This is a genomic window from Pantoea sp. GL120224-02, assembly GCF_900215395.1.
GTDB classification, from domain to species: domain Bacteria; phylum Pseudomonadota; class Gammaproteobacteria; order Enterobacterales; family Enterobacteriaceae; genus Pantoea; species Pantoea communis.
This window is the reverse complement of sequence record NZ_OBEC01000008.1, coordinates 84,003-107,168: the sequence shown is the minus strand read 5'-3', so window position 1 is coordinate 107,168 and position 23,166 is coordinate 84,003. Positions and strand designations below refer to the sequence as shown.

The following is a 23,166-nucleotide window of genomic DNA, read 5'->3' as shown; positions in this document are numbered from 1 at the left end:
ATGAAAATTTGATGGCAGAGAATTATGTGGCTGCTAATTAATCGTTGATTAGCCGCCTTGCGCCCAACATGGCGCAAAGCAAGGGTATGTTGACCGGCACCGCTGCAGTGTGTGCATTTTCGTTAAGCAACCTGCCGCGCCAGCAGCGCCGCGCCGATCATTCCGCCGTTATGGGCAAACGCGCCGGGCACCACCAAAGGATGCTGAGTGCTGCGCAACACATAACGCTGCACTTCCTCATTCAATGCTTCCATCAACGCTGTCACCGAAGCCAATCCTCCGCCCACCGCCACCAACGATGCACCGGTGATATTGATAGTGTAAGCCAGCGGCTGACTCACCAGTTGTAACCACACCTGAACGGTGCGATTAGCTTGCACTTCCTGCTGTTGCCAGCCGGCGATAATGTCGATGCTGCTCGCATTAACGTCATGCAAAGTGCGATGGAGATTCTCCAGCCCGCGCGCGCCGCCGTAGCTATCGAGACAGCCTTTTTGACCGCAGGGACAAGGCTGGCGCGGCAAGCGTATTGTCTCGCCTTCAATGTCCACTTCGGTCAGCGTAATCGGACCATGGCCCCATTCACCCGTCAGGCCATTCTGTCCGGTGATGATTCGCCCATCTGCCACCAAACCGCCGCCGACGCCGGAACCGAGAATGGCGCCAAACACCACTTTGTGCCCTTTGCCCACACCTGCCTGCGCTTCCGCGAAAGTGAAGCAGTCGGCATCGTTATGCACGATCACTTTACGTTGCAGTAACTCTCCCAGCGCCTGGCTGAGGTTGCGTTGATGAAAGGCTGGGATGTTACTGGCAAACATCTCACCGCTATCCGGTGCCACGATGCCCGCAGTGGAGATCGCCAGCGGTGAATCCGTGCTGAAATGCTGATGTTGTTGGATCATGCGGCTCACCAGCGCGGTAAAATCCGGCCAGCTGTCTGCCGGGATTTTTTGCTGATCGAGGATCGTCAGCTGCTGCTGCGCATCCATCACACCCAACTTCACGAACGAACCGCCCAGATCGAGGCAGATCACTGCCGGTGTTGTACTCATAAACGTTTATCCATCACATCACGCAGGCCGTCGCCCAGCACATTAAAGCCGAGCACAGTAATCAAAATCGCCAGTCCGGGAAACAGCGACACGTAAATATTCAGCCCAAGGAAGTTGCGCCCATCACTCATCATGGTGCCCCACTCCGGCATCGGCGGTTGCACGCCTAACCCCAGAAACGACAAGCTGGCCGCCGACAGCACCACTGCGCCCGCCGTTAAAGTCGATTGCACAATCAGCGGTCCGATTGAGTTGCGCAGAATGTAATGGGTAATGATACGCGGATAGCGCACGCCCAGCATATGCGCGGCTTCAATGTACTCCATGTTCTTAAGGCCGAGCGTCAGGTTACGACTAAGGCGCGCATACACCGGAATGGAGAACAGCGAAATCGCGATCAGCATATTGGCCAGCCCTTCACCCAGCACGCTAACAATCAAAATCGCCAGTACGATACCGGGAAAGGCGAAAATAATATCCATCACCCACATAATCAGCGCATCGATTTTGCGTCCTGCCAGACCGGAGATGATGCCAAGCGGAATACCAATCACCATCGAGATCGCCACACTCAGGCAGACCTCGAACAGCGTGATGCGCGCGCCATAAATCACGCGGGCGAAGATGTCGCGGCCATAGTCGTCCGTGCCAAACCAGTGCGCAGCAGAGGGAGCCTGCAAGGTGTTCAGCAGATCCTGTTCGATCGGATCCCAATGGGTTAACAGCGGTGCTAACACCGCGGCCAGCACCACCAGCAGCACCAATCCGCCGCCAATCGCTATCGACGGATTGCTCTGTAGCATGCGCAGGAACTGGCGACGGCGCGATCGTGTCGGCAGCAAAGAGGTATCGAGGCTGTTCATCAGTCGAACCTTATTTTTGGATTGAGCAGGCCAATCAATATTTCACCCACCAGGTTCATCAGCACCACGCCGGTGACCGCCACCAGCGTCACGCCCTGAATCACCGGGTAGTCGCGGTACTTCACCGAATCCACCAGCAGGCGGCCAATGCCTGGCCAGTTAAACACCGACTCCGTCACCACGGCGCCACCAATCAGGCTACCGAAGTTAAGTGCGACGATGGTGACAATCGGGATCAAGGCGTTGCGCAGCGCATGTTTCCAGTGAATATTCGCCGACGATAAGCCTTTGGCTTTGGCGGTACGAATATAGTCCTGACTCAGCACATCCAGCATGCTGGAGCGTGTCATGCGGGCAATCATCGCCATCGGCAAAATCGCCAGCGTGACGGTCGGCATCACGTAGTTCTTCCAGGAGTCCGCGCCCAACAGCGGCAACCAGCCGAGTTCCACCGCAAAGTAGTTCATCGCCAGCAGCGCGAGCCAGAAGTTGGCTATCGATGCGCCCGCAATGGTCAGCACCATCACGATTTGATCGGGTATACGCTGGCGATAGATCGCCCCGGTCATGCCCGCAGGCACGCCGATAGCAATCGCCAGCAGATAGGCCAGCGCCGCCAGCGACAAGGTGTAGGGCAAACGCTCGCTGATTTCGGTGATTACCGGGCGCTGTGACTGCAACGATTCCCCCAGATTGCCGTGCAGTGCTTCAGTAGCAAATTTGATGTACTGCAGCGGCAGCGGCTGATCCAAACCCAGCCGGATGCGCATGTTATCCACCGCTTCCTGCGGCGCTTCCGGGCCCGCCATCAGGCGTGCCGGATCCCCCGGCAACGCGCGGATGGCGATAAATACGATGATCGACACACCGAAAATAATCAGCGGCAGCGAGAGCACCTTTTTCGCGACATACGCTTTCATCTATCAGTTCTTCACTGCATCGCGAACCACAATCTGTCCGCCAGGCTGCATGGTGACGCCGCTGATGTTTTTGCGCGAGGCGTAGAGATCATCCTGATAGAACAGCAGCACCTGCGGAGCCAGCCCGCTGATCTGTTTCTGTGCCTGGAAATAGAGATCTTTGCGTTTCGCATCGTCAAGCGTGGAGGCGGCGGTATCGATCAGGTCATCGGTTTGCTTATCACTAAAGAAGCCGAGGTTCGCGCCGCCCGGTGCAAAGCTGGCGCTGTGATATAGCGGGCGCAGCTGCAAGTCGGAACCGTATAAACCGGATGACCACGACGCCAATACTGCATCAGTGCCCTGCTGGGCTTTCTCTTTGGCATCGGCGAAGGCGGCTTTGGTCCAGACGCCGCTTTCCATCTGGCGCACATTCAACTTCACGCCGATTTTAGCCCACAGCCCCTGCAACACCTGCGCGGTGCGCGCATCGGGTGCCTGAACAGCAATTGACATGCTAAAGCCATCCGGGTAACCCGCCGCTTTCAGCAAGTCTTTGGCTTTCTGCACATCGTAAGGATAATCCTTCAGGTTCTTATCGTAGTTGGCATCGACCGGTGCCAGTGAAGAGTTAGCCGGCTGTGCATAACCAAACATGATGGCTTTCACTAGCGCCTGCTGATCGGTAGCAAAGTTCAGCGCCTGACGCACGCGCACGTCGCTCAACGCTTTACTTTGCGTATTAAGATCCACCCAGAACACGGCCGCACCCGGCGACTGTTTTAAATTAACGTTGGCATTGTTTTTCAACATTCCGGCGAATTGCGGCGGTACCGGATTAATAATATCGACCTGGCCGGATTGCAGCGCCATATTCATCACGGAAGGCTCACTGCTCCACGTCCATTTAATTTCATCAGGGCCGTTTGATTTACCCCAATAATCGCTGTTCTTTTTCTCCAGCACATATTCGCCAGATTTATATTGTTCCAGCTTATAAGGCCCGGTGCCGTCCGCTTTATTATTGATGCTGCCTGCTTTATCTGCGGTAGGGCTGACCATTAATCCTGGTCCCGATGCCAGCACGGTTAAAAAGGCGGGATTGATTTTTTTCAGCTCAAACTCAACCGTTAAATCATCGGTTTTCTTCACATCCTGAATAAAGGTGCGAACTTTACCGCTGCCCGCCAGACCGCGTTTGGTATCCAAATGGCGCTGGAAGTTTTCCACTACCGCATCGGCATTAAACGGCGTGCCGTCGTGGAATTTTACGTTGGGGCGCAGCTTAAAGGTCCAGTGCAATCCGCTGCTGTCCGCACTCCAGGAGAGCGCCAGCGCGGGAATAATCTTGCCGTCATCACCCAAACGCGTCAGGCCTTCGTACATCGGGTCGAGTACCGTGCCGGTAAAGGTAGCGGTCTGGTTGCCCGGATCCATGCTGCGTGGCGGTTCGTTTTGCATAATCACCAGCTGGCTGGCCATTGCCGCCGAGCTTGCCAGTGACGCCATGATACAACCGGCCAGCGTCAGTACCTTTAAATGCTTGAATGTGCTTTGCATGAAGGCCCTCAATGAATCATTGAAATGTTAGGTGAATTAACAACGTTATATAAGGCACACTCTCTGAACAAAAGCCAATACGCAAGTTCATATATTTTACTTATAGTTAGATCTGCGTTCATAAAATTAACTAAATGTCGTTGAATTTGTTTTCCAGCCTCATTATTGTCAGGTCATATCGCTAATGCAGTGAGAACCAACATGCTCAATGCCCACCAGCAGCAAATTTTGCGTCTGCTTATTGCCTCGCACGGCATGAGCCGTACCGCTATTGCGGAAAATATGAAGTTGAGCAAAGCCGCGATTAGCCCACTGGTGAAAGAGATGTTGAATGCCGGATTGCTTGAAGAGAGCATTCCAGAATCCAGCGGCCAGGGTCGTCCGTCGGTGTTATTAAAAATGCGTGCTGACAGCGCCTATTTTCTCGGCGCCTCGCTACTCGGCGAGTACGTCGTTTTAGTGCTGATTGATATGCATGGACTGGTGCTGGCGAGCACGCACATGCCACTCGATCCTGATCCCCAACAGCTGACTGTGACGCTAGCAGCAGCGATTCCCGATTTGATTGCGCAGAAAGGCATTTCAGCCGATCAATTAATTGGCCTGGGCGTTACGCTCTCCGGATTTGTCGATGAAAATCAGGCAATTTGCGTGCAATCAGCGCTTCTGGGCTGGAAGAATGTCCCGCTGGCCGACATGCTCAAACGGCAAACCGGGCTGGACGTCTCGCTGGAGAACGATGCCAAAGCGCTGGCCGTCAGCGAGAAGATCTTCGGCGTGGCGAAAAAAGCGCGCAACTTCACCCTGATTTCCCATGGTGACGGCATCGGTTCCGCACACTTCTTCCAGGGTCAACTGCATCGCGGCGCACACGGCGGGGCCGGTGAAATCGCCCACTGCACCATCGAACCCGGCGGACGCCCTTGCCGATGCGGCAAACGCGGCTGCCTGGATACTCTCGCCTCGCTGACCGCGATTCGCGAGAGCATGCGCGATAAAGCACTCGAGAGCCAAACCATCGCCGAACTGGAAGCGCTGGCGGTGAAAGGCAACAGTGCCGCCATCGCCATTCTGCATCAGGCTGGTCACGCGCTGGGCCTCTCGATCGCCAACATTATTCAGATGAACGATCCCGAATTGATCGTCATCGCACATCAACCCGATGCTTTTGACGGCTTACTGAAAACCGTGGTGATGCAATCCATTGATAGCCACGTGTTGCCGTCGATCATGGGCAAAACCCCGATTTCCAGCATCTTGATCAGCGAACAGAGCTGGGCGCGCGCCGCGGCAAGCGTGGCAGCATATCGATTTATCATTCAATTACCCGACTAGCGGAGGCTGTATGCGCATAGCTTTTGGTGGCATTCATACGGAGTGCAGTACGTATAACCCGGTGCTGAACTATGCCGACGACTTCCGCATCGTGCGCGGTGACGATCTGCTGACCAACCCCTACTTTGCTTTCCTGCAGGATTACGATGCCGAATTTCTGCCGACCTTCCATGCGCGCGCCATCGCCGGTGGCCCGGTGGCGCGGGTCACTTATGATGACTTCAGGCAGGATTTTCTCACCCGTCTGCAAGCCCAGCTGCCGGTGGACGGCGTCTACCTCGCCATGCACGGCGCGGTGTATGTGGAAGGGATGGAAGATGCCGAAGGTGACTGGATTACTGCCACGCGCGAACTGGTCGGCCCGGATTGTCCGATCACCGTCAGTTACGATCTGCATGGCAACGTGACGCAGCGCATCATCGATGCCATTGATATGTTCTCAACCTATCGCACGGCGCCGCACATCGATGTGGAAGAAACCATGCGTCGATCCGTGTCGATGCTGGTGAAAAGCCTCCAAACCGGCGTGAAACCCGGTGTGATTTGGGCACCGATTCCGGTGGTGTTGCCCGGTGAGCGCACCAGTACCGAAGATGAACCGGCAAAAAGTTTGTATGCGCGTTTGCCGGGTATCAATGAAATCGACCACATTTGGGATGCGTCGCTGATGGTCGGCTATGTCTGGGCCGATGAACCGCGCGCCACTGCGGCGGCAATCATGACCGGTACCGACGCCGATGTGCTTTCCGAACAGGCAGCAAAACTGGCGCTGGCATACTGGCAGGCGCGCGACGAGTTTGTCTTCGGCTGCGTCACAGGCAGCACCGAAGAGTGCGTGAAAATGGCCATCGCCAGTGAAACTGCACCGGTGATTTTGGCCGACTCGGGCGATAACCCGACCGGTGGTGGCGTGGGCGATCGTGCCAATCTGCTGGCAGAGTTGATTCGCCAGGGCGCGCAGGATGTGATCGTCGCCGGAATCACCGATAAACCGGCCACCGATGCTGCTTTTGCGGCAGGCGTTGGGGCGAAACTCACTCTGACGATCGGTGCCACGCTCGATCCCGCAGGGGGGAAAGTTACTGCAGAATTTGAAGTCCTGCTGGTGAGTGATGATGCGCGTTCGCTGGCTAAACAGGCGCTGCTGAAAACCGGCGGCATTACGGTGGTGGTCGCCGATCGTCGTCGCCCTTATCACAATATCGCTGATTTTGAATTGCTGGGGCTTCATCCTGCGCAGGCAAAAATTGTGGTGGTGAAATCGGGTTATCTGTCACCGGAACTGGCACCATTTGCTAATCCTAACCTGATGGCGCTGTCTGAAGGCGTGGTGGATCAGTACGTCGAACGTCTGGCGCGTAAACGTAAACTGCAGCCTGCCTATCCTTTCGACACTGACTTTGAATTTCTGCCGGTCAGCACCCGTTCGGCTCGCTTTGTGGCGGCCAAATGAGTCGCGAGCCGGTCTTGCAGGTAGAAAACCTCACCGTTGCGTTTCGCCATGACGATCAGTGGCGTGAGGTAGTGAAGAACGTATCGATGACCATCAACGCCAGTGAGACGCTGGCGATTGTCGGGGAGTCGGGTTCGGGCAAAAGCGTGACGTCGATGGCGATTATGCGCTTGCTGAATATGCGCCACGCGCGCGTGACCGGCAAAGTGCTGCTGAACGGCGTGGACCTGCTGAATCTGAGCGAAAAAGCGATGCGCGATATTCGTGGCAACGCCGTGGCGATGATTTTTCAGGAGCCGATGACCAGCCTCAACCCCTCTTTCACCATTGGTCACCAGATCGCTGAAGTCCTGATCAACCATCGCAACATCAGTAAGCGGGCGGCGCGGAAAGAGACGGTGAAGCTGCTGGAGAAAGTGCGCATTCCTAATGCCGCTAAACGCTTCGATGATTATCCGCATCACTTTTCCGGCGGCATGCGCCAGCGTGTGATGATTGCCATGGCGCTGGCGTTGCGGCCAAAACTGCTGATTGCCGATGAGCCGACGACCGCACTGGATGTCACTATCCAGGGGCAAATTCTCGACCTGATTAAGACATTGCAGGAAGAGGAAGGCACCGCGGTACTGTTTATCACCCACGATATGGGCGTAGTGGCAGAAGTCTCGGATCGCACGCTGGTGATGTATCAAGGTGATGTGATGGAAACCGGCACCACGGCGGACATTTTCTCGGCGCCAGCGGCGGATTATACGGGCACGCTGATCGCTACCGTGCCGCAGCTCGGCGCCATGCGTGGCATTTCGGGGCCGCAGAAGTTTGCGCTGAAAGGTGATGCGGTGGCACTGCTACCTGAGCGCCCCGCTTCGCAACAGCCGCTGCTGTCGGTAAAAAACCTTAGCACCCGGTTCAGCATCCACGAAGGGCTGTTAAGCCGCAAAACCGGTGCGGTGCATGCGGTGGAGAATATCTCTTTCGATCTGATGCCCGGCGAAACCTTGTCGCTGGTCGGTGAATCCGGCTGTGGAAAATCCACCACCGGTCGCTCCCTCACCCGGCTGGTGAAAGCCGATGCCGGCGAGATCGCTTTCGACGGTTATGACGTGCTAAATCTCTCCTCCAGCGAACTGCGCCAGTTACGTCGGGCGATGCAGATGATATTTCAGGACCCGTTCGCCAGCCTTAATCCAAGGATGTCGATTCTCGAAGCCCTGACCGAGCCTTATCTGCAACATCAGCTCGGCAGTAAACAGGCTGCTCGGGAAAAGGCGGCGGAGTTGATGGAACGTGTGGGTTTGTCTTCGGCGATGATGAAACGTTATCCACATGAGTTTTCCGGCGGTCAGCGCCAGCGCATCTGTATTGCCCGTGCATTGATGCTCGACCCCAAAATGATTATTGCCGATGAATCCGTCTCTGCGCTGGATGTGACTGTCAAAGCGCAGATTATTAATCTGCTGTTGGATCTGCAGAGCAGCCTAGGGCTGTCTTATCTGTTTATTTCGCACGATATGGCGGTGGTGGAACGCATCAGCCATCGCGTGGCGGTGATGCTGTTGGGCGAGATTGTCGAGATCGGCCCGCGCGCCGCGATCTTTGAGAATCCGCAGCATGACTACACGCGCAAGTTATTGTCATCGGTGCCGGTTCCAGATCCAGCTCGACGTCATCTCAAGCGCCATATGGACGTTAGCGAGCTGAAAAGCCCGGTGCGCGCTCTGGGGTTTGTGCCGGAAACACGGCGCTATCGCGAGGTGAGCGCCGGGCATTGGGTGATGGAGAGTTAAAGCAGACGCAACAGATAAATCAATAATGCTGCCCGCATTATGCGAGCTAAATCATGAAGCTATAAGCTTCCAAAGCTCTTACCGTCATTGGCAATCCAAGCTTTAACAATGAGGTAAGATACTCCTCTGAACCGATTGCTGGATTTTTAAGGCTTGTACGCTGCTCTCGCACCGCCTTTAAAACCAGCGCTCGATTCAGATCGATTAAATCTAAAATAAATTCATCCGGATGCATCGCCTCAATCTCCAGCGCATCCAAATTCTCGCCCGGGAAATCTTTTAAATTGAACGTGACTATGACTTCTGCATTACATTTTATTGCCGCAGCAACCACATGCCTGTCATCTTCATCAGGCAGTGATAACCCAGAAATCAGCGGCTCAAAACCAGTCACAAGAGCATCAGGAAGCGCTTTGTCCATTAGCACTTCTATACGCTTAACCTTGTCCGGCGTGACTTCAGGCATATTTTTAACCAAGTTTCGTTGCCATTCATCATGGATAGTCGCGGTCCACTTAGGCATGTATAAACCACTTAGTTCAAGTCGCATAAGCAAGTCACGAAGCATGTTTGGATAAATAACACAGGCATCAAGTACAACCGGATAAGGCGAGTGAGTCATTAGTAAAGACCGAGTCCTTGGCTTAAGTCAGCCAACTCCTGCATAGCATTATTACTTTCACTTTCGCGCTGAGCTTTATAGCGCATCAGGTCTGCAAAAAGCACGCGGCGATGGCGGCCAGTTTTATGATATGGCAGCTTCCCCTCTTCCAATAGTTTCACCATATGAGGCCGTGAGACATTGAGGATATTGGCTGCTTCCTGTGTGGTTAATTCAGCATGAACCGGAACGACCTGCACCGCATTTCCAACGGCCAGTTCTCCCAACACCTTCATTAGCAACGTTAAAGCTGAGGTTGGCAACTCGATTTGGTGAGTTTCGTCGTTTGCATCCTGAATGGATATGACTTGTGTCTCCAGCTTTGTGGAGAGAAAAGTCGCCAGTTCTCTTTGTCCACGTAGAGCGGCCTCAATTTCCTTCTGAGCCGGAAGGCTGACATTGTCCAGAATTGAGTTTGTCATGAGTTTTCCAGTTTCTTAGTTCGTGAATTACAGCGCTCTAATACTAATCGAAACAAACGAAACAAACAACATCCGAAATAAACGAAACAACCAGTCTGTTCCTTGTACTATAGCAACCGCAGTAAACGCGCCGGGTTTCCGGCGTAAACGCCCTTCTGCGTGATGTCTTTCGTCACCACACTGCCCGCGCCGATGACCGCGCCATCGCAGATGCTGACCGCCAAAATACTCGCGCCACTGCCGATTGAGACGTTGTTACCCAGCGTGATGCGCGCCCAGCTTTCTCGATCGGCATTGGGTTTGCCATCCCGGAACATATCGTTGGCGAACATCACGCCGTGACCAATAAAGCAGTTTTCGCCCACGCTAACGTATTCGCAGATAAAGGTGTGCGACTGCACCTTTGTGCCTCTTCCAATCACCGTATGTGCCTGAATTTCGACAAACGGACCGATGAAGACATCGTCTTGCAGGGTGCAGCCATAAACGTTCGCAGGCTGGTAAATCGTAACGTTACTACCGATTTCAACGTTTTTGACTGCGACTTCGCGTAGATTTGGCTGCATTTTAGCTCCATTTGTTTTGTTCTGAAGATTCTCGTCCGAGATATATTTTTAATAATGTGACTGAATCTAGTTACACGTTTTAACAACAGATATTCTCGGTTTTGGAAACTGTAAAACTAACAAGTTGAAAATTAAAAATCGAGACATATGTGGCCTTAAAACAGTATTAACTCTCGTTACCAAAACCATTAACAATATGATTTAAATAGAAATTATTTCACCACTTCGACCATTTAAATATTACACATTGCTCATCGAGTGATAAAATCATCGCGAATTGTTTATAGGCTTGTCGCTAAAACTGCATAAAAGGTGTAATTTCTGTCATCTATAATCGAAGAGAATTTCTTGATTGGGAGTCTGTATGTTTAAATTTGACATGCAAATAGAGCAGAATTACGCCTCATTCTTTGATGCTGAGAGCGGCAACGCCGTCTTTGTCGATTCATTTGATAATGAAGAGTTTGATGTCCGGATGGGAACGCTAAGCTACAGCGCCCATGTTGCGACCGTTCATGCACTCTCAAATGAAGAGCTCAATCGCAAACTGAGCGAGGTTGCTGCGCAGCATTATGACCATAACGGAACAACAACTCCTGGATTTGGAAGCTGATATCAATGACATCCTCGCTGAAGACTGCGCCAGAATTCATTTTACTTTCCATGCCGCATTTGAACGACTAAACGATCCGCGTAATAAACCATCCATTACATTACATGAACTGGATAACGTATTTCAGATATTCATTCAAACACACCTTTCTACGATAATTGATTATGATGAAGGTACGCGGTTTGTTTTAAAGTGCAATACAACACATTTACATTTTCCGTGTGCAGTCACCCATGACAGACAAGTTGGCAAGTCATGGGTGGTACAAAATGTCATTACGGTAATGCGTAAAAAAGATTTTAAATCGCCCGATAATTTTCTTGTTATAAACTGAGTGTATTAAGGCAACACAGTGCCTTTGCACATAATTTGCAACTCAGCCAGGGAAAGACGATGACGCAACTAAACCAATATGGTCAGCCAGTGGGTTTTGCTCTGCCAGATTGGCAGCCGCTGGCCGCGCCTCCTGCTATTCCGCTTCACGGCCGCTTTTGTACGCTTGAACCGTTAGATATTGCGCACAGTCACGCTTTGTTTGCCGCCTTCTCAAGCGCACCAGACGATCGGGACTGGACCTGGCTGGGCGCGACACAGCCCGCCTCGTTGGCAGAGATGGAAAGTTGGATCAGTGGAAAATGCCAGGACAGCGGATTGGTGAGTTACGCGGTGATCGGCCAACGCACTCAGCAAGCGGTTGGTGCGGTATGTTTCGCCAATATTGACGGCCAGAACGGTGCGATTGAGATTGGTCATGTCACCTGGTCGCCGCTGATGCAGCGTAACGTGATGGGCAGTGAAGCGATCTACTTGTTACTGAAACAGGCATTTGAGCTGGGCTACCGCCGGGTCGCCTGGCGCTGTGATTCCACTAACCTCGCCTCACGTCGGGCAGCGGAACGTCTTGGCTTCACTTATGAAGGGCGTTTCCGCCAGGCAATGACACGCAAACAACGCAATCGCGATACCGACTGGCTGTCGATAATTGATGGTGAATGGCCGCAGGTGAAGCATGCGATATCGGCCTGGCTGGCGGCGGATAATATGGATGAGCACGGCCGGGAGCAGCAAAAGTTGAGCGTATTTTTCGCAGGTTAAATCCTATCAAGTCACCTGCCTCAGCGCAGGCGTCAGGCACAGTATTCTGGCAGATGGCAAGTCAGGATTTCCGTTGTTTCAACGTCATTTAAGGGCAGGAACCGGCCTTGCCAGCTCCTTCTTGTCCTCATTTCATCAACACCTGAAACTGCGGATTAAACTCGTCAAAAATCGGCAACGCCGCCGCACCCAATGCCGCGGTATCACTGCCGGTCATGCCCGTTTTCAAACGTGAGCCGGTAAGATAACGCCCGCGCACCGACTGATAGAGCGGCGGCAGGCGCTGAATGATTTTATCCAGCAGTGCGGCGGGCATCATGCCGCCGATGATCACGCTCTCCGCATCGAAAATGCATTCCAGCATATTGATGCCCTGACGCAATGGCGTCAGCACGGTATCAATCCAGCGATCAAATACTGCGGGATCGACTTCCAGCAGGTCGTCCGGCAACGCGGTCATCGGGTCCAGCCCACAGAATTCATAGGCGGCCTGCAGTGACACATAACGTTCCAGACAGCCGTGATTGCCGCAATAGCATTCGCGCCCACCCGGTTCCACCACCACATGCCCAATTTCACCAGCATTGTGCGCATGGCCGCTGTAAACGTGACCATCCATGATAATACCCGCGCCCAATCCGGTGCCGATATAGAGATAAATAAACGAGTTGAGATGGCGCGCAACGCCGTGGAAACGCTCCCCAATCGCCGCTACCGTGGCATCGTTCTCCAGCGTGACCGGCACGCTGCTCATTTCGGCCAGCCTTGCTTCGATATCGACCGACTCCCAGCCGTGCAAGGTAGTGGGACCCACCGAGGAAATCCCCTCAACGCCAAACGGACCCGGCATCACTACGCCGATCCCCAGGACTTTCTGCCAGCGGTCACCGAGCTGCGTTTTGATCTCTGCCAGCACCTCCGCAATGCGCGCTAAAGTGGCATCGGGCTGGGGTTTTTGCACCAGAATAAGGCGGCGGAAATGAACTTCACCGGTGAGATCCACCAGTACGATCAGCAGGGTTTGGTGGTCGAGATGAATGCCGATGGAGAAGGCACTGGCTGGATTGAGGATTACCGGAATCGCCGGTTGCCCACGCCCCTGCTTGCGCGGTTGGCGGCTGGTAAGCAGTTCGGCGGCTTCCAGTTCAGCCACGATATTGGAGACGGTTTGCGGGGTTAAGGCGGTCAGTCGCGCCAGCTCAGCCCGCGTCAATTCACCGTGCAGGCGGATCGCTTCGATGATCACACGGCGATTGTGCGCGCGCGCATGCTCCAGATTGGTTCCTGATGTTTTCATCCTGCCTCCCTCTTCTCACGCCCGCGACTGCCAGCGCATCAATATCTATGATCGGCGACACAATTTACAACCTGTTTACCTGACAGCCGCAAAAATCTGTGCAGAGTAGTGAGCAGCGGCAAACGAGATTTATGCCCTGGCACGTCACTTGCTTTAGTTCATTGATGTCAGCTGCAGCAACCTGACAACCTGTGCGCGTTATTAAATCAATCAAATTGATTTAATTAAACACCCTCTTCTTGCATCAAGGCGGAAAATGTTATGAAAATCCGGTTTTCGACCACATTGAAAGGCTGTGCCATCGCGGTCATGTTAGCCAGCGCCGGCAGCGCGGCAGCCGCAACCACCCTCAATGCGCTGTTTATGACTCAGGCGGCTTACAGCGAAAATGATATTCGCGCCATGACGCAGGAGTTCCAGAAAGCGCATCCGGATGTGCAGGTGAATCTGGAGTTTGTGCCGTACGAAGCGCTGCACGACAAAATTGTCGCGGCGCGTGGCGCAGGCGGTAACGGTTATGACGTGGTGCTGTTTGATGCCATCTGGCCTGCGGAATTCACCAAATTTGATCTGCTGCAGGACGTCAGCAGCCGGATCGCCGCAGACGAAAAAGAGAAGATCTTCCCCGGCGCAATGAACACCGTGGTCTATAACGGCAAAACCCTTGGCATGCCGTGGATCCTGGATACCAAATATCTCTATTACAACAAAGCGATGCTGGAGAAAGCCGGGATCACCACCCCGCCGCAAACCTGGCAACAGGTGATTGATGACTCACGCATCATCAAACAAAAGAACATCGTAAAATATCCACTGGTGTGGAGCTGGTCGCAGGCGGAAGCGCTGGTGTGTGATTACACCACATTGGTATCTGGCTTTGGCGGCAAATTCTATAATAACGGCAAGCTCGATTTCTCTAGCCCGGCCTCATTGCAGGCGGTCAAGCTGATGAAGAGTTCGCTGGATGAAGGGCTGAGTAACCCAGCATCACGCGAATATCTGGAAGAGGATGTGCGCAAAGCCTTCTCCAACGGCGATGCCGCGTTCGCGCTGAACTGGACCTATATGTACAACATGGCTAACGATCCGAAGCAGAGCAAAGTGGCCGGTCAGGTGGGTATCGTTCCGGCACCAGGCGATGCGCCGGGTAAATTTGGTGCGGTGAACGGTTCGATGGGGCTCGGCATCGCCAAAGGCAGCACCCACGGTGACCAGGCGTGGCAATACATTAGCTACATGACTTCGCAACCGGTTCAAAACAAATACGCTACCCTGAGCCTGCCCATCTGGAAAAGCTCATATCAGGATCCTGCGGTACTGAAGAATCAGGAGAGCCTGATCGCGGCGGCGGACAAATCATTGAACGTGATGCTTTCACGCCCGGAAACCGCTGATTATTCCCGTCTCTCCAACACCTTGCAGCAGCAACTGCAGCAAGTGCTGGTGGGCAGCGCCACGCCAGACGCGGCCATGCAGACGGTTGATAAAAGTGCTGCGCGTTTACGTTAAGGGGTCAGCATGCTGAGTTTGCGTCAACGCGAACAACGGCAGGCATGGGTGCTGTTAGCACCCATGTTGCTGGTGATGCTGTTGCTCACCGCCTGGCCGCTGCTGCGCACCATCTGGCTGAGTTTCACCGATGCTGCCCTCATTGGCAGCGGCGAAGTGCCAGCCTGGGTGGGTGTGGAGAACTATTTGTTCGCCATCACCGATCCTGATTTTCAATCTTCACTGTGGCGCACACTCTACTTCACCGTTGTCTCGGTAGCGTTTGAAGGGGCGATTGGCGTGTTGGTGGCGCTGCTGCTGAATCAGAAATTTGCCGGACGCAACATTTTGCGCGTGCTGGTGATTCTGCCGTGGGCGCTGCCGACCATCGTCAACGCCATGATGTGGCGTCTCAACTTTAACCCCGACTACGGCAGCATTAACGCCCTGCTGACTCAGCTCGGCATTATCGATGGTTATCGCAGCTGGCTGGGGTCGCCTGATTCGGCGCTCAATGCGGTGATGTTCGCCGACGTCTGGAAGAACTATCCGCTGGTGACGCTGTTGGTATTGGCTGCGCTGCAATCCATCCCTGACGATCTGTTTGAAGCGGCTCGTCTGGATGGTGCATCTGCCTGGCGGCGCTTCCGTGCCATTACCTTCCCGGCGATTGTCGGCCCGCTGAGTGTGGCGCTGGTACTGCGCACCATCGATGCCTTCAAGATTTTCGACATCATCTATGTGATGACACGCGGCGGCCCGGTCGATAGCACTAAAACCCTGAGCTTCTACGTTTATCAGGAGTCATTCAGCTATTTGCGCGCGGGCAGCGGCGCGGCTTACGCCATGCTGATGACGCTGCTGTGCGCCGTGCTGATCACCCTCTATATGTTGTTGTTGTGGCGTCAGCGCCGTAAAGGGAGCGCGTATGAAGGCTAAATTACGCAACACAGCCAAATATGCCGCCGCGCTGCTGGTGGCAATTTCGGTACTCGCACCAATGGGCTGGCTGTTTCTGATGAGCGTCAGCGCCACCAGCGATCTCACGCGGGTTCCGCTGGAATGGTTGCCGCGCCAGTGGGACTTCAGTCGCTACGGCCGATTGATGTCACTGGAACCCGGCCAACCCGGCACACTGTTCCTGCATGCGTTGGGTAACAGCCTGTTAGTGGCAACCGGGGCGACGATTATCTGTCTGCTGCTGGCCATTCCGGCGGCGTTCAGCTTCTCCCGCTACCGTGGTCGCGATGGCTGGCTGTTTGCCTCGCTCGCTATATATATGGTGCCGCCAGTGGCGTTTGTGCTGCCACTCTACTTCCTGCTGCAACAGTTTGATCTGCTTAACACGCGCCCCGGTTTGATCATCGTTTACTGCTCGCTGATCCTGCCGTTTCTGACGTGGATGCTGAAAAACCAGTTCGATGCCTTACCGCAGGATATTGAGCAAGCGGCGCGGCTGGATGGTTTGCGTGTCTGGCAGGTACTGCTGCGTATTACCCTGCCGTTGGCAAAACCAGTGCTGGGTGCAGCGGCGCTGTTTGGCTGGCTGCTGGCGTGGGATGAGTTTTTCTATGCGCTGCTGTTCACCAGCAACATCGCAGCACAAACCTTGCCAGTGACGATTGCGGGCTTTACCGCCGGACGCGCCACCGATGATGGTTTGATCGCAGCAGTCGGGATTCTGGCCTCGGTACCACCGCTGTTTATTGCTATCTGGCTGCAGAAAACACTGGTCAGCGGCCTCGCCAGCGGCGGGAGCAAAGGATGAAGATGAACATGGACTCTACCGCCACGCTGTATGTGGTCGGCAATATTAACGTCGATTTGATTATGGGCACCCTCGACCACTGGCCGCAGCGTGGCACCGAAGTGATGATGAATCACAGCGAATTGCGACCGGGCGGATCGGCGGGCAACTGTGCGTTAGCGTTAGAAGCGATGCAGGTGCGTCATCGTGCGGTGGCAAATCAGGGCGATGACGGCTTAAGCGCCTGGCTGGGCAGTTACTTCCCGCACAGCGTCGCCCACTGGACGCGCTATCACTGTGAAACCTCACTGACCGTGGGTGTGACGCACTCCGATCACGAGCGATCCTTCCTCAGTAATCTTGGCCATATCGTGCGGCTCACCGCCGAAGATGTGCTGAATCAACTGCCGCTGCGTGCCAGTGAAGGCGATATCGTGCTGCTGTGTGGCACCTTCCTGTGCCTGCAACTTTACAACGAATACCCGCTGTTACTGAGTGAGTTGCAGCAACGCGGATTTACCACCGCCGTGGATACCGGATGGCCGCCGCAGGGGTGGACCGAAGAGGTTCGCCAGCAGATGACGCAGTGGTTACCGCTGTGTGACTGGCTGCTGCTCAATGAGGTCGAAACGCTGGGCCTAATGGACGCGGAGAATCTTAACGTGGCCGCCACCCAACTCGCACAACGACTCAGCGGCCGCGGCGGTTGCGTGGTCAAATGCGGTGCGCAAGGCGCAGGTTGCTGGCAATCACATCAGCACATCAATCAACCCGCTAAGCCCGTCACCGTGGTAGATACCATTGGCGCAGGCGACAGCTTTAATGCCGGTTTTCTCACTGCGCTGCTGCATCAGCAGAATATCACCACCGCGTTGCAATGGGGCATCGCGGTGGCGTCACTGGCAATCAGTACCCAGCCACGTCGCTATCCCGACTGGCATCAACTGCAACTTTCCGCACAGGAGCGCTAAATCATGGCCAGTGTTGAACTCGTAAAAGTGGCCAAGCGCTACGGCAAACAATCGGTTCTGCATCCGCTCGACCTTACCATTCCCGACGGCAGTTTTACCGTACTGGTCGGTCCGTCCGGCTGTGGTAAATCCACCTTATTGCGCCTGCTGGCGGGGCTGGAGAGCCTGTCGGATGGCGCAATCATGATGGATAAAGTGGCAATCAACGATCGCGATCCCGCCGATCGTGATATCGCTATGGTGTTTCAAAGCTATGCGCTTTATCCGCATCTGACGGTGGCAGAGAACCTCGCGTTTCATATGCAGGTGAAGAAAGTGAAGCGCGAAGAGCAGCAGAGCAAAATCGAACGCATCGCCGGGATTCTCGGCATTGATAAACTGCTCGGGCGCTATCCGCGTGCGTTATCCGGTGGGCAGCGCCAGCGTGTGGCGATGGGACGCGCGATGGTGCGCAATCCGCAGGTGTTCTTGTTTGATGAGCCGTTGTCCAACCTCGATGCACAGTTGAGGATGGAGTTACGGGCAGAGATCAAATCACTGCACCAGCGCTTCAAAACCACCATGGTGTATGTCACGCACGATCAGGTAGAAGCCATGACGCTGGCCGATCAAATTGTGGTGATGAAAGAGGGCCGCATCGTGCAGCAGGGTGCACCGCTGGCGATTTATGACCGACCAGCGGACACGTTTGTGGCGCGTTTTATCGGTTCGCCGCCGATGAACCTGTTACCGGCGCAATTGATTACCCGCGATGGCATTCCGGGTGTGCAGTGCCAGGATCTATGGCAACCGCTACCTCTGCGCTGGCATGCGGCGGCACGCGATCGCGAAGGGGCTAAGGTGACGCTGGGCGTGCGTCCTCATGATTTACTGGAAGCCGAAACTCGCGCACAAGCTAAAGTAAAAGTGGTCGAAATCACCGGTGAATCAACGTTGTTGCACCTTGAATGGCACGGTCACGCCATGCATATGCAAATCGCCGGGCGTCATAGCGCGGTGAGTGGCGATCAGATTCGTATTGGATTTAACGCCGAGAAGATTCATCTGTTTGATGCAGAAAGCGGATTACGCCTGAGCGAAGGTTAAATAATATAAAAAAGCCACCCAAATGGGTGGCGAAATATATTGATAGAAAATGCATAACAACGATGATGGCAGGCACTCATTCCATAAGCACCGTACCCTGACTATTTTACGCAAACGGCTATTTTATTCTGTTCTCTCTGTTTAAAGATAACGTAAATCTTACTTCTTTCTTTAACAGAGAAATAACCACTACCAGGTTTTCCCGATATTAAACTGGAACTGCTCAGACTTATCGCCTTCATATTTTTTGATCGGCAAGGCATAAGAGAACACCAGCGGACCAAGCGGCGATTGCCATTGTAATGCCAGACCGCTGGAAACACGGATTTCACTCGGATCACCATAATCCGGAATGCCTGCCGCGCGCGTTGCCCCGGTATTTTCCCATTTGGTATCCCAAACGGTACCGGCATCGACAAAGAACGAGGTTCGCAGTGAATCCGCATAACGATCGCTAACAAATGGAGTCGGGACGATTAACTCCGCGCTCGCCACAGCCATCGCATTACCACCCACCGCATCATCCGATTTATTCACCGAACAGTTGCCATAGCTGCTTTCGCTGCCGGTGCAACTGTAATAAGCCGCTTTTGGACCGATGGTATTGGATGAGAATCCGCGCACGGAGCTTGAGCCGCCGGCGTAGAAGTTGTCGTAGAACGGCACTTCTTTGCCACCGAACCCATCCGCATAGCCCGCTTTGGTGCGGCCCATCAACACCCAGCGATGGTCACTGCTAAGCGGTAAGTATGCGTTGGCACTCAGCGTACTTTTGTAATAGCTGTTGGTCGATCCGGGGATCGTCACTTTGGTATTAAAGCCAGCGGAAACCCCCGACGTTGGGAAGAAACCACGGTCTAATGAGTTGTAGTTCCAGCCAATGTTCCAGAAGAAGTCATTGGCGACAAACTTCTCATCGCTGGTGGCGTAATCGTCATCATCATCTTCATTGGTGGTGATCACTTTCGGATGGATGCCCTGCGATCCCAGATAGCGCCACATGGAGACCTGTGGTGCCATATTACTGACGCGGTTGTAGGTGTAATCCAGCCCTGAACTCAGATTACTGTTTTCGCTGATCGGGAAGCTTAACGTACTGCTGGCACCAAAACTCTTCAGCGTGTATTCAGACAGGTCATTATCTTCGGCGCTGTAGTCGTTGTAGAACAGTTTACCGCCAAGACTCACGCCATCCACGGTGAAGTAAGGATTGGTGGCAGCAATCTCAACATAGGTTTGATAACTGTTTTTAGTGCCGCTAAAACTCACGGTATTACCGGTACCCATCCAGTTATCCTGGCTGACGCCAAGCTGGTAACTGATGCCGCTGTCGGTGCCGTACCCAAGACCCACGTTGAAAGTGCCGGTGTTACGCTCTTTCACCTTATACACCACATCGACCTGATCAGGGCTGCCGGGCACACGCTGGGTATCAACATCGACGCTTTCGAAATAGCCGGTACGATTGAGACGGGCCTTACCTTGATCAACCGCATCGCTGGCTAACCACGACCCTTCCATCTGGCGCATTTCGCGACGTAACACCGAATCCTTCGAGGTGTCATTGCCGCTGAACTTCACCTGACGCACGTAGAAACGATGCCCTGCTTCAACATTCACATGCAGTTTAACGGTTTTGTCTGCATCGTTAATTTCAGGCTGAGAACTGACTTGCGGGAAAGCATAGCCGTAGCGACCGAGCAGCGCTTTGATCGCGCCTTCGTTCTCAGTAATTTTGGCACCGCTGTATAAAGCCCCTGGCGGTATATGGGCCAGTTTCTCAATTTCGGCGGAGTGTCCCGCCATATCGCCGTTCAGGATAACATCGGAAATATGGTAAACATCGCCTTCATGAATATTGACTGTCAGATAAATACTTTTCTTATCGGGTGTTAAACTCACTTGCGTTGAATCAATATTAAAACGTGCAAAACCGCGATCGAGATAATAGCTACGCAGTGTTTCTAAATCGCCGGACAGTTTTTGTTTCTGATATTTCTGATCGGCAATAAAATTCCACCACGGCACATCATCACGCAATTGGAAGTGCGAGATGAGTTCATCTGATGAGAAGGCATGATTGCCGACAATATTGATCTGCTGAATCTTCGCGGATACACCTTCGGTAAACACGAACTTCAGGTCGACACGATTGCGTGGCAACGGCGTGACCACAGCTTTGACGCTGGCAGTGTATTTACCCGCGCTGTAGTAGAAATCTTCCAGCCCTTTTTCAATATCCGATAATGTGGTGCGATCCAGCGCTTCGCCGACCCGCACACCGGTGGCGTCGAGATTTTGCTTCAGCTGATCTTCTTTGATTGCCTTGTTGCCGGAGAAGGAAATGCTCGCAATGGCCGGCCGTTCTTTCACACGAATGAGCAGCGCATCGCCATCGCGCAGCACTTGCACATCTTCAAAGTTGCCAGTGGCAAATAGCGCACGAATGGTGTTACGAATATCGTCATCTGTGACGCGATCGCCCACGCGTACGGGCATACTCAGCATTGCTGCACCCGGTGCGACGCGTTGCAAGCCGTCAAAGTGAATATCCCTGAGGGTGAAATCGTCTGCACCAAAGGCTGTGGTGGTTACCATGAAAAGTAACCCGGTTAACATCTTTTTCATCTGCTATGAGCCTGCCGTTTTCCATTCAACGCATTTCTGCCGCACCACAAAAAACGGGCTGAACACGCGGTTCAGCCCGTTAGTTGCGGCGATATGTTCCGGAAAAAAGACCACTGCGCCAAAGGTAAATTCAGCGCAATCAACGGATTTTCGCTTACCTTACAGTAAGCTGAAAAGCCGCTGCAGAAATCACAGCATAAGGATTACCCTTCCGCCGTCACCGGCTGGAAAGTGCGACGGTTCAGACTGGTCAGAATCACCAGCGTCACCATCATTAACAGCTCGACGCCAAGGGTGCCGGAGATGGCCGCCAAATGATTGCCATGCACATTTATCTGGGTGAACACGCCTCCGAGCAGCATCGGGCCCAGGCCAAGTGCCGATTGCTGTACGGTGGATAACACTGCGCTGCCCGCGCCCGCCTGGTGATGCGGTACACCGCTCATGCCGATACGGTAGAAGGTGCTGACGATAAATGACTGACCAAAGCCAATCAGGATGGTGGCCGGCATCAGGGTAAAGACGCCAACATCAGGCCAGGCAAACTGGAAAGTCCCGATCAGTGCAATCAAACCGACCATCTGGATGCCGCAACCGGTCAGTAACGTGGTGCGTTTACCAAAGCGTTCCACCATGCGCGTTGAACGCATCGCGCCGATGAAGTAGGCAGCGCCCAGTGCGATAAACGCGTTTCCCGACTGAAATGCAGTTAAGCCAATGCCTGACTGCAGCGTCAGCGCTACCGCGAACATAAAGCCGCTCCAGCAGGAGAAGAACAGCACCGCCAGGGTTAAACCAAAACGAACGCTTGGCAGACGCAGCAGCGAAGGGGGCAGCAACGGCGAACCAACTTCTGCTTCCAGACGCAGTGAACTCTGACGCAGGCGATGCAATAACACCGGGAACAGCACCAGCAGCAGAATGCACGGCCATGACCAGTGCAGCAGCGGACCGAGCGCCAGCGCCAGCATTAAACAGCCAATCGCGCCCGCTAACAGCAAGGTTCCGCTGACATCGACCGGCACGCGCTGATTGTTGTGCGTTTCAGGCACAAAACGTCGCGCGGTAATCAGCACAAACAGGCAAATCGGCAGGTTGATCAGGAACACGCTGCGCCAGCCGTAGCCGCCGATATCCGCTTTGATCAGGAATCCACCTAACACCTGGCCAATGATAAAGGCCAGCCCGCCAATGCCGCCGTAAAGGCCAATGGCGCGCGCGTGCTCCCTGCCCTTCATGGTGACATGCATGGTGGCGAGGATTTGCGGCACGATGAAAGCCGCGCCTACACCCTGCAATGCGCGAGCAAACATCAACAGACCGACACTGTTGGCGATGCCGCATAATAAAGATGCAATACCAAAGATCCCTACTCCCGCCAGGAATATCCGACGACGTCCGTAGTTATCCCCCAGGCGTCCGCCCATCGCCAGGCAGATGGCGAAAGCAATGCCGTACACGGCGACAATCAGCGCCAGCTCAATCGATGTGGCGCGCAACGTATGCGCCATGGCATCCAGCGCCACGTTGACAATGGAAAAATCGATCATGGGCAGCAGTTGCCCTGCCAGCAGGACCACCAGTCCCGCGCGTTGAAGTTGCGATGTTTGCATCGGTTTTAACCTTGTTTTTAAGTGCAG

Annotated in this window: 20 protein-coding genes; 10 read left to right on the top strand and 10 right to left on the bottom strand. The window is 54.0% G+C overall.

Annotated elements, in window-relative coordinates:
• Window positions 1–122: 122 nt before the first annotated feature.
• From CRO33_RS15975 to CRO33_RS15960, 4 genes are read right to left on the bottom strand one after another with little or no spacing between them, the layout of a single operon-like run.
• On the bottom strand, window positions 123–1,055 hold the full coding sequence (locus tag CRO33_RS15975; RefSeq protein WP_097118785.1) for an ROK family protein: 933 nt from the start codon (window positions 1,053–1,055) through the stop codon (window positions 123–125).
• Window positions 1,052–1,918, bottom strand: a complete 867-nt coding sequence (locus tag CRO33_RS15970) for an ABC transporter permease (protein WP_097118784.1) — start codon at window positions 1,916–1,918, stop codon at window positions 1,052–1,054. The genes CRO33_RS15975 and CRO33_RS15970 overlap by 4 nt, the downstream gene beginning before the upstream one ends.
• Window positions 1,918–2,838, bottom strand: a complete 921-nt coding sequence (locus CRO33_RS15965; RefSeq protein ID WP_097118783.1) for an ABC transporter permease — start codon at window positions 2,836–2,838, stop codon at window positions 1,918–1,920. Before CRO33_RS15965 ends, CRO33_RS15970 begins: the two co-directional genes overlap by 1 nt.
• 3 nt (window positions 2,839–2,841) lie before the next feature.
• Entirely contained in the window at window positions 2,842–4,377 is a 1,536-nt protein-coding gene (locus CRO33_RS15960) for an ABC transporter substrate-binding protein (RefSeq protein ID WP_097118782.1), read from the bottom strand.
• A 201-nt stretch (window positions 4,378–4,578) separates the two neighbouring features.
• Between CRO33_RS15960 and CRO33_RS15955 the strand changes: the two genes are divergently transcribed.
• Genes CRO33_RS15955 through CRO33_RS15945 form a run of 3 tightly spaced genes read left to right on the top strand, consistent with a single transcriptional unit; the run spans window position 4,579 to window position 8,952 of the window.
• Window positions 4,579–5,712 carry an ROK family transcriptional regulator gene (locus CRO33_RS15955; protein WP_097118781.1) on the top strand — a complete coding sequence of 378 codons (1,134 nt, stop codon included), beginning with the start codon at window positions 4,579–4,581 and terminating at the stop codon, window positions 5,710–5,712.
• A gap of 10 nt (window positions 5,713–5,722) precedes the next feature.
• On the top strand, window positions 5,723–7,165 hold the full coding sequence (locus CRO33_RS15950) for a M81 family metallopeptidase (RefSeq protein ID WP_097118780.1): 1,443 nt from the start codon (window positions 5,723–5,725) through the stop codon (window positions 7,163–7,165).
• Complete coding sequence (locus tag CRO33_RS15945; RefSeq protein ID WP_097118779.1) at window positions 7,162–8,952, top strand: ABC transporter ATP-binding protein; 1,791 nt, start codon at window positions 7,162–7,164, stop codon at window positions 8,950–8,952. The genes CRO33_RS15950 and CRO33_RS15945 overlap by 4 nt, the downstream gene beginning before the upstream one ends.
• Before the next feature lie 46 nt (window positions 8,953–8,998).
• Here CRO33_RS15945 and CRO33_RS15940 read toward each other — a convergent pair whose 3' ends face one another.
• The 3 genes from CRO33_RS15940 to CRO33_RS15930 form a co-directional block, all read right to left on the bottom strand.
• Window positions 8,999–9,574 (bottom strand): PIN domain-containing protein, encoded by a 576-nt coding sequence (locus tag CRO33_RS15940; RefSeq protein ID WP_097118778.1) that lies wholly within the window; start codon window positions 9,572–9,574, stop codon window positions 8,999–9,001.
• A complete protein-coding gene (locus CRO33_RS15935) occupies window positions 9,574–10,035 on the bottom strand; it encodes a helix-turn-helix domain-containing protein (protein ID WP_097118777.1) in 462 nt (153 codons plus the stop codon). Before CRO33_RS15935 ends, CRO33_RS15940 begins: the two co-directional genes overlap by 1 nt.
• Window positions 10,036–10,142: 107 nt before the next feature.
• Window positions 10,143–10,601 carry an acyltransferase gene (locus CRO33_RS15930; RefSeq protein WP_097118776.1) on the bottom strand — a complete coding sequence of 153 codons (459 nt, stop codon included), beginning with the start codon at window positions 10,599–10,601 and terminating at the stop codon, window positions 10,143–10,145.
• A 364-nt stretch (window positions 10,602–10,965) separates the two neighbouring features.
• On the opposite strand from CRO33_RS15930, the gene CRO33_RS15925 reads away from it, so the two are divergent.
• Together CRO33_RS15925 and CRO33_RS15915 are read left to right on the top strand one after the other, a co-directional pair.
• Entirely contained in the window at window positions 10,966–11,214 is a 249-nt protein-coding gene (locus tag CRO33_RS15925) for a hypothetical protein (protein WP_058961653.1), read from the top strand.
• Between the two features lie 393 nt (window positions 11,215–11,607).
• Window positions 11,608–12,309: a GNAT family N-acetyltransferase gene (locus CRO33_RS15915; protein ID WP_097118774.1), complete on the top strand. Its 702-nt coding sequence runs from the start codon at window positions 11,608–11,610 to the stop codon at window positions 12,307–12,309.
• A gap of 127 nt (window positions 12,310–12,436) precedes the next feature.
• Here the strand turns inward: CRO33_RS15915 and CRO33_RS15910 are convergent, their stop codons facing one another.
• Window positions 12,437–13,606 carry an ROK family transcriptional regulator gene (locus tag CRO33_RS15910; RefSeq protein WP_097118773.1) on the bottom strand — a complete coding sequence of 390 codons (1,170 nt, stop codon included), beginning with the start codon at window positions 13,604–13,606 and terminating at the stop codon, window positions 12,437–12,439.
• Between the two features lie 261 nt (window positions 13,607–13,867).
• On the opposite strand from CRO33_RS15910, the gene CRO33_RS15905 reads away from it, so the two are divergent.
• From CRO33_RS15905 to CRO33_RS15885, 5 genes are read left to right on the top strand one after another with little or no spacing between them, the layout of a single operon-like run.
• Complete coding sequence (locus tag CRO33_RS15905) at window positions 13,868–15,115, top strand: extracellular solute-binding protein (protein WP_097118772.1); 1,248 nt, start codon at window positions 13,868–13,870, stop codon at window positions 15,113–15,115.
• A 9-nt stretch (window positions 15,116–15,124) separates the two neighbouring features.
• The gene (locus tag CRO33_RS15900) at window positions 15,125–16,033 is read left to right on the top strand and encodes a carbohydrate ABC transporter permease (RefSeq protein WP_097118771.1); all 909 of its coding nucleotides are present in this window, start codon (window positions 15,125–15,127) and stop codon (window positions 16,031–16,033) included.
• Window positions 16,023–16,862 carry a carbohydrate ABC transporter permease gene (locus tag CRO33_RS15895; RefSeq protein ID WP_097118770.1) on the top strand — a complete coding sequence of 280 codons (840 nt, stop codon included), beginning with the start codon at window positions 16,023–16,025 and terminating at the stop codon, window positions 16,860–16,862. Before CRO33_RS15900 ends, CRO33_RS15895 begins: the two co-directional genes overlap by 11 nt.
• 8 nt (window positions 16,863–16,870) lie before the next feature.
• The gene (locus CRO33_RS15890) at window positions 16,871–17,812 is read left to right on the top strand and encodes a carbohydrate kinase family protein (protein WP_097118897.1); all 942 of its coding nucleotides are present in this window, start codon (window positions 16,871–16,873) and stop codon (window positions 17,810–17,812) included.
• 3 nt (window positions 17,813–17,815) lie between these two features.
• Window positions 17,816–18,898 (top strand): ABC transporter ATP-binding protein, encoded by a 1,083-nt coding sequence (locus tag CRO33_RS15885; RefSeq protein ID WP_097118769.1) that lies wholly within the window; start codon window positions 17,816–17,818, stop codon window positions 18,896–18,898.
• A gap of 189 nt (window positions 18,899–19,087) precedes the next feature.
• Here CRO33_RS15885 and bamA read toward each other — a convergent pair whose 3' ends face one another.
• Both bamA and CRO33_RS15875 read right to left on the bottom strand, forming a co-directional pair.
• Window positions 19,088–21,526 carry an outer membrane protein assembly factor BamA gene (gene bamA, locus CRO33_RS15880; RefSeq protein WP_097118768.1) on the bottom strand — a complete coding sequence of 813 codons (2,439 nt, stop codon included), beginning with the start codon at window positions 21,524–21,526 and terminating at the stop codon, window positions 19,088–19,090.
• Between the two features lie 203 nt (window positions 21,527–21,729).
• The gene (locus CRO33_RS15875) at window positions 21,730–23,139 is read right to left on the bottom strand and encodes an MFS transporter (RefSeq protein ID WP_097118767.1); all 1,410 of its coding nucleotides are present in this window, start codon (window positions 23,137–23,139) and stop codon (window positions 21,730–21,732) included.
• Between the last annotated feature and the right edge of the window lie 27 nt (window positions 23,140–23,166).

What these genes read in the sequence shown, in the direction of transcription:
- CRO33_RS15950 (WP_097118780.1), top strand. Translation starts at nt 5,723, where the DNA reads ATGCGCATAGCTTTTGGTGGCATTCATACGGAGTGCAGTACGTATAAC.
- CRO33_RS15975 (WP_097118785.1), bottom strand. Translation starts at nt 1,055, where the DNA reads ATGAGTACAACACCGGCAGTGATCTGCCTCGATCTGGGCGGTTCGTTC.
- CRO33_RS15970 (WP_097118784.1), bottom strand. Translation starts at nt 1,918, where the DNA reads ATGAACAGCCTCGATACCTCTTTGCTGCCGACACGATCGCGCCGTCGC.
- CRO33_RS15940 (WP_097118778.1), bottom strand. Translation starts at nt 9,574, where the DNA reads ATGACTCACTCGCCTTATCCGGTTGTACTTGATGCCTGTGTTATTTAT.
- CRO33_RS15955 (WP_097118781.1), top strand. Translation starts at nt 4,579, where the DNA reads ATGCTCAATGCCCACCAGCAGCAAATTTTGCGTCTGCTTATTGCCTCG.
- CRO33_RS15965 (WP_097118783.1), bottom strand. Translation starts at nt 2,838, where the DNA reads ATGAAAGCGTATGTCGCGAAAAAGGTGCTCTCGCTGCCGCTGATTATT.
- CRO33_RS15945 (WP_097118779.1), top strand. Translation starts at nt 7,162, where the DNA reads ATGAGTCGCGAGCCGGTCTTGCAGGTAGAAAACCTCACCGTTGCGTTT.
- CRO33_RS15915 (WP_097118774.1), top strand. Translation starts at nt 11,608, where the DNA reads ATGACGCAACTAAACCAATATGGTCAGCCAGTGGGTTTTGCTCTGCCA.
- CRO33_RS15875 (WP_097118767.1), bottom strand. Translation starts at nt 23,139, where the DNA reads ATGCAAACATCGCAACTTCAACGCGCGGGACTGGTGGTCCTGCTGGCA.
- CRO33_RS15960 (WP_097118782.1), bottom strand. Translation starts at nt 4,377, where the DNA reads ATGCAAAGCACATTCAAGCATTTAAAGGTACTGACGCTGGCCGGTTGT.
- CRO33_RS15900 (WP_097118771.1), top strand. Translation starts at nt 15,125, where the DNA reads ATGCTGAGTTTGCGTCAACGCGAACAACGGCAGGCATGGGTGCTGTTA.
- CRO33_RS15895 (WP_097118770.1), top strand. Translation starts at nt 16,023, where the DNA reads ATGAAGGCTAAATTACGCAACACAGCCAAATATGCCGCCGCGCTGCTG.
- CRO33_RS15935 (WP_097118777.1), bottom strand. Translation starts at nt 10,035, where the DNA reads ATGACAAACTCAATTCTGGACAATGTCAGCCTTCCGGCTCAGAAGGAA.
- bamA (WP_097118768.1), bottom strand. Translation starts at nt 21,526, where the DNA reads ATGAAAAAGATGTTAACCGGGTTACTTTTCATGGTAACCACCACAGCC.
- CRO33_RS15885 (WP_097118769.1), top strand. Translation starts at nt 17,816, where the DNA reads ATGGCCAGTGTTGAACTCGTAAAAGTGGCCAAGCGCTACGGCAAACAA.
- CRO33_RS15930 (WP_097118776.1), bottom strand. Translation starts at nt 10,601, where the DNA reads ATGCAGCCAAATCTACGCGAAGTCGCAGTCAAAAACGTTGAAATCGGT.
- CRO33_RS15910 (WP_097118773.1), bottom strand. Translation starts at nt 13,606, where the DNA reads ATGAAAACATCAGGAACCAATCTGGAGCATGCGCGCGCGCACAATCGC.
- CRO33_RS15890 (WP_097118897.1), top strand. Translation starts at nt 16,871, where the DNA reads ATGGACTCTACCGCCACGCTGTATGTGGTCGGCAATATTAACGTCGAT.
- CRO33_RS15925 (WP_058961653.1), top strand. Translation starts at nt 10,966, where the DNA reads ATGTTTAAATTTGACATGCAAATAGAGCAGAATTACGCCTCATTCTTT.
- CRO33_RS15905 (WP_097118772.1), top strand. Translation starts at nt 13,868, where the DNA reads ATGAAAATCCGGTTTTCGACCACATTGAAAGGCTGTGCCATCGCGGTC.